Here is an 11,401-nt window from a genome sequence, read left to right on the forward strand (position 1 = left end):
CCGACGTTTTTGGGGAATCCGCTGCGGGGATACCGGTCAGTTTTCACTTTTTAAGCGGACTGGCAACACTAGGAATAAAAAGGCGTTCCCTTCCCTCGGAAGAACCTTCATTGGACTTAAGGGGCCATTTAACTGCACCTTTACTTCGTCTCCCTCCGCGTTGCGCAGGGCGTCCAGCAAGTACCGGTTATTAAATCCAATCTCTACCGTGTTTCCGGTCATCTGTGCCTCAAATTGATCGTTTGCGCGCCCCATGGAGGTGGAACAAGACAGCTTGATCTCGTTGTCTTCAAATACACAACGGACGGGGCTCTTCAAACGGTCGGTAATCAACAGTGAAACACGCTCTACGCTTTCAATAAAACAGCGTGTATTGACAAACACTTCTGTGCTGCTTGCCGACGGGATCGCTGCTTTATAATCTAAGAATTCTCCTTCCAAAAGCCGTGAGATCACCGTGTACTTTCCAATTTTAAACAGAATATGTCTCCGTCCAACCAATAGGGAGAGGGTGTCCTCTTCACTGTCGCTGAGCAACTTCGTCACTTCGCTGAGCGTCTTACCAGGGACAACAAAGTTCGTTTCTTCCGCACTTTGTACCGGTTCCTCGCGGATTGCCAGCCGATAACCGTCCACGGAGACCAATCGAAGCGTCCCACTTCCCAATTCGAACAACGTTCCCGTATGAATGGGCTTGGCATCTGTGTCTGCAACGGCAAAGATGGTTTGGCGGATCATACTCTTCAACAGGCTGTGTGGAAGTTCAATCGTTGTTTCCCCTGTAATCGAAGGGATCTCCGGATATTCCTCCGCAGGTATCCCTACGATCGAAAATTCGCTGGGGCCACAGGTAATTGCGGTGATATTCTTTTCGTCTGAAGAAATACACACCTGATCGGCGGGAAGGCGGCGCACAATATCGCCAAACAAACGTGCGCTTAAAACCAAGCTTCCCGGTTCATCCACTTTTGCCTCAATGGTTGTTGTCATCCCTAATTCCAAATCGTAGCCACACAGGGTGACTCCCTGCTCATTAGCTTTTAAAAGAATACCTTCGAGCGCTGGAATCGAGGACTTTGTGGAAACCGCGCGCTGTACGTTTGAGACAGCTTCGGTCAACTGTTGTTTGCTGCAAGTTATTTTCATCGTATCACCCTTTATCGATTCGGGCCAAAGTGGCTCGATGTTTTCCACCTTGTTTGCTGTGTTTCCACTGCAACTTCCGGTTTTCTCTTTATATAAGCATTGCATTGGTATGCTTTTGATTTAGTACCAGCAGTAGGGGCCGGGGAAATGTGGAAAATTTCCGCAAATCCAGCGGCGGTGCGGAAAAATAACCATGAATTTTCATTTTTTGTATGTTTATGCATTGTGGAAGGTTGTATTATTAACCGCAGAATCAACAAAGTGTTGAAAACTCTGTGGGGAAAGTTGAAAACACGTTAAAAGTTTTAGAGGTACAAAAAGCCGTCCGTTTCATAGGTATCTTTTTTAGAAACGGCTTAAAATTTTCTATACTATTTGTATTATCAAAGGCGCACGGGGGCGAAAAATACCCCCATTTGTCCAGGAAAATTGCCGGTTGGCGGAAACGGCGAAAAGACAAGCACGGCTGAAAAAAGCCCTTTTAACGATCGCGGATGTTTTTGATAATATCCTCGACGGTCCCTTTTGTCTTGGGGTCGCGCGCCATCCCTTTTTCTACCTGCTGAATCGCATAGACCACCGTCGAATGGTCGCGCCCTCCGAATTCTTCGCCGATAGAGGTCATGGGCATTTGTGTGATCTCGCGGACAATGTACATGGCCACTTGGCGCGCGTTGGAAATATTGGCAGAGCGCTTGCTCGAACGGATGTCTTCCGGACTGGCGCCGTACGTACGTGCGACTTCCTCGATGATTTTCTCTACGGTCACAGGGACCGGCTGCTCGTTGTTGATGATGTCGCTCACAGCCATCTGTGCGGTCGTCAATGTTAAGGAGTCGCCGTTCAGAAGATAGTACGCCTTCATCTTTTTGACCGTGCCTTCCAACTGGCGAATGTTGTTTTTCAGCCGGTTGGCGATGTACTCAATCACATTGTTCGGCAGGTTGATGCCGAGCAACTCCGCCTTACGCTTGATGATGGCGATGCGTGTTTCAAAATCCGGCGGCTGAATGTCGGCTGTCAGGCCCCATTCAAACCGGGTGAGCAGGCGTTCTTCCAGGGTGGCGATGTCCTTTGGCGGCCGGTCCGACGTCAGGACAATTTGCTTTTTGGCTTCATATAAGGTATTAAACGTGTGGAAGAATTCCTCCTGCGTGGATTCTTTGCCTGCGATAAACTGAATATCGTCGACCAGAAATACGTCTGCTTTCCGGTATCGCTGGTGGAATTCTGCGGTTGTGCCGTGACGGATGGCTTCGATTAACTCGTTTGTAAATTCGTCCCCTTTGATGTAGACAATGTTCATTTCCGGATGGGTCCGGGAAATCTCGTTGCAGATGGCATAGAGCAGGTGTGTCTTTCCGAGTCCGGAATTTCCATAGATGAACAGCGGGTTGTATAGCGTTGCCGGTTTAGTGGCGACCGCCATGGATGCCGCATGTGCAAATTTGTTTGACGGGCCTACGATGAATGTGTCAAAGGTGAACTCGTAGTCGTCGTTTTGAGAAGAGGTGTCCTCTTCCTCCTCCTTTTCTGAGGATGGCATATCCTCTGGAACACATATTTGCACCTGAATTCCCGGCCCGAAGATCTCTGCAACGGCGTCGTTGAGAAGATCCATGTAACACCGGTTCAGCGTCTGCCGATGGAATTCATTTGGGGCCTTCAACAGTGCAATTCCCTTCGCAAAGTCCAAGCTGACCGGTTCGATCCGGCTGATCCAAGTGGTATAGGCCACCTCTGTGATATGCTTTTTACAGTAATCGCAAATAAAACTCCAGGCTTCGGTAAAAGATTCCATGGTTGAACCTCCGTGTTTTAAAATCTTCCTTGCTGCTCCTTCTCGACATTACAAACAAAGCTGGCAAAATTGGAACCGGCATATACATTTTTTACCAGTTTTGGAAATTGGTATACTTCAGACAGTATCTATCTTATAGTATCACAAATTCATCGCTTTTACAACTTTTCCACAGTTAGAAATCGATTTGGTGAAAAGCTGTGGAAAACATTTTTGCGGTTTCTGCGCGCCCGCAGGAGCTTTTTTGAAAAGGGCGCGCAAAAATGTGCAATCAAAGGCCACCGAAAGACGCGTTAAGATCAGAAAAACTTGGTATAGGGCGAATATCAATCTTCCCTAAGAGGGGTATTAGCCGCCCGATCGGTTTTCTTAAGGCAGCGTTCTAAAGTGCGGCCTTTCTTTTTAGCATGAGGCGCAAGGATGTTTGGGCTGCCGGAAACCGTTGAAAAAGAGAGGGTTACACAGGGATGAAAATGGTACATCCGCATGATGAAGAAGGTGGCCTTTAAAGACAGATTGAGCGGAAGAAAAAGGAATGGTTCAGAAAGAATAAAAAAGAGTATCCCAAGGGATTTCCATAAGAAAGTGGGACAGTTTTCGGCCAAAAATTTTTTTATTTTTACGTGTTTCATATCCGGGACAACTGCATCTTGTGGTGTGAAAAGAAGGCGGACCTTATCTCTTGAGAAAATCATACACAAACGCCGGTTTTCTGGCACATTTTTTCTGTAAGAAAAGGTTGACAGCCCGGACAGGTATAATATATAATGCTAAATTGCAAGGTTTGTACCCCGAAAGGAGGGTTTATTTATGCTGAGAACGTATCAGCCCAAGAAGCTCCACAGAAAAAAGGAGCACGGCTTCCGCAAAAGAATGTCTACTAGCAACGGCCGCAAGGTATTAGCCCGCCGTAGAGCAAAAGGCAGAGCGCGCCTGAGCTACTAAGACAAAAGGCCACCGAAGTGTGGCCTTTCTTTTTAGCATGAGGCGCAAGGATGTTTGGGCTGCCGGAAACCGTTGAAAAAGAGACGGTTACACGGGGATGAAAAAGGGTTCCGATGGAAAAGGGGATCGCATGGTTTTCTAGCGGGGCGGTCTTTTGGCCTTTATGAAAAGGCCCTCCTGTTTTTGAGGTTACATGCGGCCTTTTTATCAGAAAAGACAAAAAAGAACCGCGAGTGAATGTAGCTATCCGCCGTGTGTTTAGGCATCCTGCTGAAAGCGATTGAAGAACGATGGATTTGTTTACACCTATCAAAGAGAATCGGGATTTCCGGCGAATTTATACGCGGGGAAAACCATATGTGTCGCCGGTTGTGGTGACCTATATTTTAAAAAATCGCAGTCAAAACGTGCGAGTGGGAATAACAACGGGGAAAAAGACCGGCAACGCCGTCAAGCGCAACCGGTCCAGACGGATCATCCGGGAGGCGTTTCGTCAGGCGACCCCGCAAATCCGAGAGGGATTTGATTTTATTTTAGTGGCGCGCGGCCGCACGCCCTTTGTAAAAAGTACGGATATTTACCGCGTATTAATGCGGCAATTGAAAGACGCGGGTGTTTTGAAATGAAACGCCTGCTTATTTTGCTTATTCGGTTTTATCAGCAGGAGATCTCCCCGTTTAAGCAGCCCTGCTGCAAATATTATCCGACCTGTTCCAATTATGCGTTGCAAGCGATTGAGCGTTTCGGTGCGTTGAAAGGATCTCTTTTGGCGCTGTACCGCATTTTACGCTGCAATCCATTCAGCCGGGGCGGATACGACCCGGTCCCGGAGAAAAGGAAAAGGGAACATCAAAATAGAGGAGAATGTCATACATGGAAATTTTTAATTGGTTTGGTAGTATTTTGGGATATTTGTTGTGGTTCCTTTACGAAATTGTCCCGAATTATGGCGTTGCAATTATCCTGTTTACGATTATCACCAAGCTGTTGCTTGTTCCTTTTTCAATCAAACAGCAAAAATCCATGGCGGCCAATAGCAAAATGGCAGCCAAACAGCAGGAGATCCGCACCAAATATGCAAATGACAAGCTGAAAATGCAGGAAGAAATGCAGAAGCTGATGGAGCAGGAGGGTGTCAATCCGACCAGCGGTTGTTTGGTGACCCTCATCCCGTTTCCGATCATGCTGGGCATTTACTACACGGTTTTGTACCCGCTGCAGAATGTGCTGCATATCAGCGTGGATTCGATCAATAAAGCGACGGCTTTGCTGTCGCAGATTCCGGGCGTGGGCACGACCCTCAACGCCGGATATTATTCCCAGATGGAAATCATCAAACATTTCGACCAGCTTCGTCCGCATCTGACGATGTTTACTGGGGACGAGCTGTCCCGCATGGAATCCCTGAGCCGCGGATTCAATTTCTGTGGCCTGAACCTTTTGGATACGCCGCAAAGCAGCCACTTTTTGACCTTTATGTGGTTGATTCCCGCACTGTGCCTTTTGACATCCCTGCTTTCGCAGGTGATTATGATGAAGATGCAGCCCGGCATGAGCCAGCAGCAAGGTTGCATGAAGTGGATGCTCTATCTGATGCCACTTTTGACGGCCTGGATCGCCTACACAGTACCGGGTGCTGTCGGTTTCTATTGGACCATTCAGACGGCGGTGAGCTTTGTGCAGTCCTTGCTTCTGCGCAAATTCTGTAGCCCAGCAATCGTAAGTGCAAAAGCAGAGGCGCAGCGAGTCGCGCTGCGCGAGGTAGAGGAAGCGCGGATGAAACCATTGGCTGTTCCTCTCAAAATTCAAGCAGGGCCGGCGCCAAAATTGCAGAAAAAAGAAAAGGCCGTGACGCAACAGCCCCAAAAACAAAAGGGAAAGCAAAAACAGAGCAGCGACGATTACCGGGGAACCAAAAAATAACGTAAAGAACGCGCCGCGTAAAGGAAAACCGTGCGGTGTGAGCCGGGAGGGTTAAACGTGATCAAAGAAGCAATTGGAACGGGTAATACGGTGGAAGAGGCCTTTGAGGCCGCGTGTAAGGAACTGGGGGTAGAATCCCACGAGGCGGAATTTGAAATCCTGGAGATGCCGGTAAAAAAGACATTTGGCCTGTTTGGAGGAAATCCTGCGAAGGTGCGCGCATATGTCAAGAACAGTCCCGCAGATGCTGCGGCAGAATATTTGAAGAGCATTCTTGCTAATATGGGTCTGTCCAATGTGCAGTTTGACATCAAAGAGGAAGAGAGCGGGGCCCTGATTTCCTTGTCCGGTGAGGATGTCGGTTTTATCATCGGCCATCGTGGAGAAACACTGGACGCACTTCAGTATTTGTCCGGCCTGGTAGCTAACCATATTGAAAATACCTATTTCCGTATTACGCTGGATATTGGCAATTATCGAGAAAAACGCAAGGACACCTTGGAGGTTCTCGGAAAGAAGATTGCGGTAAAGGCGGTCAAGACAGGACGCAATTGTTCCTTGGAGCCCATGAATCCCTATGAGCGCCGTATCATCCACACGGCGGTTCAGACAGTGGAGGGAGCAAAAAGTTGGAGCGAAGGGGAAGATCTCAACCGTCATGTGGTGATTGGACCTGTGGATGGGGAGAAACCCTTGCCGCGCAAGCCCTACAATTCCCGTGGTCCGCGCAGGCCTTATGGGGATAAGCCGCGCGGCGATTATCATAAGAATTACGGCGGAAACAGAGGCCCGCGCCCACAGGGCGGTCCGCGGCCTTCTTCCCAGCCGCAGCAGCGGCCTCAGCAGCCCCGGAAGGAAACCTCCGGTCCGCTTTATGGCCGCATCGACATCAACCGTAAAAAGGACGGCGAATAATGCTGTCTGCTGGATAACAGACGGAAGGGGGACGGTTCTGCGGAATCGTCCCCTTTTGTCATGCAGTGGAAAGGGGAACCTAGTGGATTTTGTTGGAATATGGAGGGGTTCATCCAGGCGCCCGACCGAACATCCCTGAAAACAGGTTCTTGTACAAAGGAGGAACTTTCATGTCAAAGACGATCGCTGCTATTTCCACACCGCAGGCCGCGGGAGGAATTGGGATTGTGCGCATTTCTGGACCGGAGGCTCGCGCTGTTGCCGGGCGTGTATTTACATCGGCGCACGGGAAAGTCCTGGAGGAATGCCGTGGATATACCGCTTTGTATGGCCGGGTACACGATGAGGAGAGCGACATCGATGAGGCGATTGCCCTCAATTTTATTGCGCCCGCCAGCTTTACCGGAGAAGATGTGGTGGAACTCTCCTGTCACGGGGGGATTTATGTGATGCGCCGTGTTTTGCAGGCGGTGCTCGCAGCGGGGGCAGCACCGGCCGGTCCTGGCGAATTTACCCGCCGCGCGTTTTTGAATGGAAAACTCGGCTTGACTGAGGCGGAATCCGTGATGCAGATCATATCCGCCCAAGGGTTAGAGGCTGGAAAGGCCGCAATGGCTGGGCGGGATGGCGCATTGGAGCGCCGGATCCGGAAAATTCGTGCAGGGTTGACCGCGGTTGCAGCCCACCTGGATGCATGGGCTGACTACCCCGAGGATGATATTCCCGAAGTGAATGGGGCCGATTTGCAGCACTCTTTGGAGGATGCCAAGCAGGAGCTGGACCACCTGTTGTCCCAATTTGAGGCGGGGCGTGTCCTGCGCGAAGGGGTGGAGACTGTAATCGCCGGACGTCCAAATGTCGGAAAATCCACCCTGATGAACCTGCTTTCCGGCTGTGAGCGTTCTATTGTGACAGAATTTGCAGGGACTACGCGCGATGTAGTGGAGGAGACGGTGCTTCTCGGTGGTATCCCGCTTCATTTGGCGGATACGGCGGGGATTCGCTCTACGGAGGACCCGGTGGAACGGATCGGCGTTGACCGGGCGCGGGAGCGCGTGCAGACGGCCCAGTTGGTTTTGGCCGTATTTGACTCGTCGCAAGCTTTGAACGAGGAGGACCGTCTCCTGATCGAGTCGGTACAAAATACCCCCGCAGTGGCGGTCATCAACAAGAGCGATTTGCAGAATGTAATCGACTTAAAGTATATTAATTCAAAATTTAAACAAATAGTATTTATTTCTGCCCTGTCGGGTGAAGGATTAGAGGCGCTACAGCAGGCGGTTGCATCTCTTTTAAAGACCAATACCCTGGACCCATCGAGCGGAATTTTATTTACAGAACGCCAGAGAGATGCGGCCCGGCGGGCGCAGGGCTGTGTACAAGAGGCATTGGATGCACAAAAGGCTGGTATGACTTTGGATGCAGTGACGGTTTCTGTTGAGGGTGCTGTTTCAGCCTTGTTGGAATTGACCGGGGAGCGCGCAACAGAAGCGGTTGTCGATCAAGTTTTCTCTCAGTTCTGTGTTGGTAAATAACCATTGGATATGAATGGAAAAATGTCCATGCAATCATCACGAGGAATTGAGGGTAGGATGCCGGAAGTCCTCTGGTGGCGCATCTTTTCAGACTGGTTCTTTAAAGAGCGAGTTGGCTTGGGAAACGGCATTGTGTGATAGGGTCTGAAATAGGAGCAAAAAAGCAGGTCTTGGCGGTGATAAAAAACCGGAAAGAATTGTGAAGCAATTCGGAAAAGCAACGGGAGATAAAAGGCGTTGGATGAGAAGAGGCCGAACAGCGAATGGGAATGAAAAATGGGAGAACAGGTCGCTTAACACCCGATGATTACATTGAATGAAGAAAAAGGGAGGTTCCCATTGGATTTTGGGAGAAACGGGAACCGGCAAATCTCTTTCAACTGGAAATGATCGAGGAAGAATGTCGACTCAAAAGTAGATTGTACAGAGAAAAAGAGAATCTTTTTTTAAATCTGAGCGGTTAAGGAATGGAAAATAGAGAGGGGGAACCCAATTTGACCTATCAAGCGGGAACATATGAAGTGGCGGTCATTGGAGCAGGACATGCAGGAATTGAAGCGGCTTTGGCGTCTGCACGGCTGGGTTGCGAAACAGTGGTGTTCACCATCAATATGGATGCGGTTGGAAACTGCCCGTGCAACCCGTCCATTGGCGGTACAGCGAAGGGGCATTTGGTGCGGGAGATCGACGCGCTCGGCGGAGAGATGGGGCGCACAGCAGACGCAACCTTTTTGCAGAGCCGTATGCTCAACAAAGGGAAAGGGCCTGCGGTCCACTCCCTGCGAGCACAGATTGATCGACGAGAATATAGCAAGGTGATGAAACACAAGCTGGAATTACAGGAACACTTGCAGTTGAAGCAAGCCGAGATCGTCGATCTCTATCCGGATCAAGACGGTTGGAAGTTGACGACCCGTATGGGTGCACAATATGCGGTCAAAGCAGTGGTGATCGCAACGGGGACTTTTTTAGGCGGCAAAATCTTTGTAGGCGATGTGGCCTATGAAAGCGGGCCGGATGGTATGTTTCCGGCGGCTTTTTTGGGGGATTCCTTGAAGAAATTGGGGTTGCGCTTACGCAGGTTTAAAACCGGGACCCCTGCGCGTGTCCTGCGTTCCAGCATTGATTTTACTGATTTGGAAGTGCAGGAAGGCGATGAGCCGGTTGTGCCATTCTCTTATGATACGTTACATCCGGGGAAAAATCAGGCGGTCTGTCATGTTTCCTGGACCAACGAGGAGACCAAACGGATTATCCTGGAAAATATTCACCGTTCTCCGCTCTATGGTGGAAAGATCGAGGGGGTGGGGCCTCGTTATTGTCCAAGTATCGAGGATAAAATCGTGCGTTTTGCGGATAAGAAGCGCCATCAACTCTTCATCGAACCCTGTGGAAAGGATACCGAGGAGATGTATTTGCAGGGGATGAGCTCTTCTCTGCCAGAGGATGTACAACTTGCCTTTTATCGGTCCATCAAGGGATTGGAACACGTGGAGATCATGCGCTGTGCGTATGCGATTGAGTACGACTGTGTGGACCCCTTACAGATGGAAGCCACGCTGGAATTCATGGATTTTCCCGGATTGTATGGTGCAGGGCAGTTTAATGGCAGTTCAGGGTATGAGGAGGCCGCGGCGCAAGGGTTGGTTGCAGGCATCAATGCAGCTTTGAAAATTCAGGGGAAAGAGCCTTTGATTCTTGACCGTGCAGGCTCCTATATTGGAACATTGATTGACGACCTGATTACCAAGGGGGTCACAGATCCCTACCGGATGATGACCTCCCGTTCAGAATACCGCCTGGTTTTGCGCCAAGATAATGCGGATGAGCGGTTAACTCCGACCGGACGTGAACTGGGGTTGATTGGGGACAGCCGTTGGGGCCGTTTTTGTGAAAAGGAAGAGCAGAAAAAACGCGAGATGGCCCGTGCGCGCCGAACGGTTTTGCCGCCCTCGGATGTACTCAACGATATTCTTGTTTCACGTGGAACAACGCCGGTTTCCACCGGTGTAAAGTTAGCGGATCTGCTTCGCCGTCCAGAGCTCAGTTATGAGGCGTTGACGGCGGTGGATATCACCCGCCCTGTTTTGCCTGCGGCCGTATTTGAAAATGTAGAGATCGAGATCAAATACGAAGGGTATATCGAGCGCCAAAAGGCGGATATTGCAGAAATGCGCCGGCTGGAGGGCAAAAAATTGCCCCGCGGTGTGGATTATACGACGGTGATTGGCCTGCGCACAGAAGCCCAGGAAAAGCTGCAGAAGGTGAAACCAGCAAACATTGGCCAAGCTTCGCGCATCAGTGGCGTCAGCCCCGCGGATATCTCCGTTCTGCTGATTTGGTTGGCAAAGGAGGGAAGAGCATGAGTGAGGATATCCGGAATTATTTGCAGGAAAGTGCTGCACCTTACGGTGTGGAGCTTTCAGCCGGGCAATTGGAACAATTTCAGACCTATATGGAATTGCTGTTGGAGTGGAATGAAAAAATGAATTTGACAGCGATTACCGAGCCAAAAGCTGTGGCAGTCAAGCATTTTTTAGACAGCATTCTGTTACTGCCTTATATGGAGGGAGGGGACACTCTCATCGATGTTGGCACTGGAGCAGGGTTTCCCGGAGTACCGCTCAAAATCATGCGTCCGCAGTTGCATTTGACTCTTCTGGATAGTTTAAACAAGCGGCTTCGATTCCTAAAGGAAGTGTTGGGACAGCTTGGCCTCGAGGCGGCAGTGGTTCACGCGCGTGCGGAAGAGGGTGGAAGGATGCCAAATCTGCGCGCTCAGTTTTCGTTTGTAACCGCCCGTGCGGTGGCGCCGCTCAATTTGTTGTGCGAGTATTGCCTTCCCTTTTTACAGATGGGCGGAACTTTTTTGGCGATGAAAGGGCCGGAACCGGAGGAAGAGATCGCAGCTGCAAAGAAGGCGGTTTACCTTTTGGGGTGTGAATTGGAAGGGGTGGAACACTTTACACTTCCCGGCGGAGATGCACGCAGTTTGGTCCGCATACGCCGCATCAAACCGCTGCCTTCCATTTATCCGCGGCATGGGGCAAAAATTGCAAAGAGTCCGCTTTAAAAGAAAATAAATCTCAGAGGATGGGGAGAATGCGAAAGGAATACGCTGAATGATGAAGGCTTT

Annotated in this window: 10 protein-coding genes and 1 pseudogene; 8 read left to right on the plus strand and 3 right to left on the minus strand. The window is 50.0% G+C overall.

Going from position 1 to position 11,401, the window contains the following annotated elements; all coding sequences use genetic code 11:
- Positions 1 to 36: 36 nt before the first annotated feature.
- From dnaN to ACGCCZ_RS00350, 3 genes are all read right to left on the minus strand, one after another.
- Positions 37 to 1,146: a DNA polymerase III subunit beta gene (gene dnaN / locus ACGCCZ_RS00340; protein ID WP_054324678.1), complete on the minus strand. Its 1,110-nt coding sequence runs from the start codon at positions 1,144 to 1,146 to the stop codon at positions 37 to 39.
- A 481-nt stretch (positions 1,147 to 1,627) separates the two neighbouring features.
- Positions 1,628 to 2,947, minus strand: coding sequence for a chromosomal replication initiator protein DnaA (gene dnaA / locus ACGCCZ_RS00345; RefSeq protein WP_054324649.1), 1,320 nt, complete (start codon positions 2,945 to 2,947; stop codon positions 1,628 to 1,630).
- 326 nt (positions 2,948 to 3,273) lie between these two features.
- Positions 3,274 to 3,642 (minus strand): hypothetical protein, encoded by a 369-nt coding sequence (locus ACGCCZ_RS00350; RefSeq protein ID WP_054324651.1) that lies wholly within the window; start codon positions 3,640 to 3,642, stop codon positions 3,274 to 3,276.
- Between the two features lie 115 nt (positions 3,643 to 3,757).
- On the opposite strand from ACGCCZ_RS00350, the gene rpmH reads away from it, so the two are divergent.
- The 8 genes and pseudogenes from rpmH to rsmG all read left to right on the plus strand — a co-directional run bounded on the left by rpmH (position 3,758) and on the right by rsmG (position 11,338).
- On the plus strand, positions 3,758 to 3,892 hold the full coding sequence (gene rpmH, locus ACGCCZ_RS00355) for a 50S ribosomal protein L34 (protein WP_038322395.1): 135 nt from the start codon (positions 3,758 to 3,760) through the stop codon (positions 3,890 to 3,892).
- A 290-nt stretch (positions 3,893 to 4,182) separates the two neighbouring features.
- Entirely contained in the window at positions 4,183 to 4,518 is a 336-nt protein-coding gene (gene rnpA / locus ACGCCZ_RS00360) for a ribonuclease P protein component (protein WP_054324652.1), read from the plus strand.
- A pseudogene (gene yidD / locus ACGCCZ_RS00365) lies at positions 4,515 to 4,718 on the plus strand (membrane protein insertion efficiency factor YidD); the annotation flags it as partial. The gene rnpA and the pseudogene yidD, both read left to right, overlap by 4 nt.
- A gap of 47 nt (positions 4,719 to 4,765) precedes the next feature.
- On the plus strand, positions 4,766 to 5,815 hold the full coding sequence (locus ACGCCZ_RS00370) for a YidC/Oxa1 family membrane protein insertase (protein WP_054324654.1): 1,050 nt from the start codon (positions 4,766 to 4,768) through the stop codon (positions 5,813 to 5,815).
- Positions 5,816 to 5,872: 57 nt separating this feature from the next.
- Positions 5,873 to 6,730, plus strand: coding sequence for an RNA-binding cell elongation regulator Jag/EloR (jag, locus tag ACGCCZ_RS00375; protein ID WP_054324655.1), 858 nt, complete (start codon positions 5,873 to 5,875; stop codon positions 6,728 to 6,730).
- Positions 6,731 to 6,900: 170 nt separating this feature from the next.
- The gene (gene mnmE, locus ACGCCZ_RS00380; RefSeq protein ID WP_411655015.1) at positions 6,901 to 8,265 is read left to right on the plus strand and encodes a tRNA uridine-5-carboxymethylaminomethyl(34) synthesis GTPase MnmE; all 1,365 of its coding nucleotides are present in this window, start codon (positions 6,901 to 6,903) and stop codon (positions 8,263 to 8,265) included.
- A gap of 467 nt (positions 8,266 to 8,732) precedes the next feature.
- Positions 8,733 to 10,631, plus strand: coding sequence for a tRNA uridine-5-carboxymethylaminomethyl(34) synthesis enzyme MnmG (gene mnmG / locus ACGCCZ_RS00385; protein WP_411655016.1), 1,899 nt, complete (start codon positions 8,733 to 8,735; stop codon positions 10,629 to 10,631).
- Entirely contained in the window at positions 10,628 to 11,338 is a 711-nt protein-coding gene (gene rsmG, locus ACGCCZ_RS00390; protein ID WP_411655017.1) for a 16S rRNA (guanine(527)-N(7))-methyltransferase RsmG, read from the plus strand. Before mnmG ends, rsmG begins: the two co-directional genes overlap by 4 nt.
- Positions 11,339 to 11,401: the final 63 nt, after the last annotated feature.

It is taken from the genome of Anaeromassilibacillus sp. SJQ-1, from assembly GCF_046693725.1.
Classification (GTDB): Bacteria; Bacillota; Clostridia; order Oscillospirales; family Acutalibacteraceae; genus Anaeromassilibacillus.

Excerpts from the sequence above, each read along its gene's own strand:
- dnaN (WP_054324678.1), bottom strand. The coding sequence starts at position 1,146 with ATGAAAATAACTTGCAGCAAACAACAGTTGACCGAAGCTGTCTCAAAC.
- dnaA (WP_054324649.1), bottom strand. The coding sequence starts at position 2,947 with ATGGAATCTTTTACCGAAGCCTGGAGTTTTATTTGCGATTACTGTAAA.
- ACGCCZ_RS00350 (WP_054324651.1), bottom strand. The coding sequence starts at position 3,642 with ATGATTTTCTCAAGAGATAAGGTCCGCCTTCTTTTCACACCACAAGAT.
- rpmH (WP_038322395.1), top strand. The coding sequence starts at position 3,758 with ATGCTGAGAACGTATCAGCCCAAGAAGCTCCACAGAAAAAAGGAGCAC.
- rnpA (WP_054324652.1), top strand. The coding sequence starts at position 4,183 with ATGGATTTGTTTACACCTATCAAAGAGAATCGGGATTTCCGGCGAATT.
- ACGCCZ_RS00370 (WP_054324654.1), top strand. The coding sequence starts at position 4,766 with ATGGAAATTTTTAATTGGTTTGGTAGTATTTTGGGATATTTGTTGTGG.
- mnmE (WP_411655015.1), top strand. The coding sequence starts at position 6,901 with ATGTCAAAGACGATCGCTGCTATTTCCACACCGCAGGCCGCGGGAGGA.
- mnmG (WP_411655016.1), top strand. The coding sequence starts at position 8,733 with ATGGAAAATAGAGAGGGGGAACCCAATTTGACCTATCAAGCGGGAACA.
- rsmG (WP_411655017.1), top strand. The coding sequence starts at position 10,628 with ATGAGTGAGGATATCCGGAATTATTTGCAGGAAAGTGCTGCACCTTAC.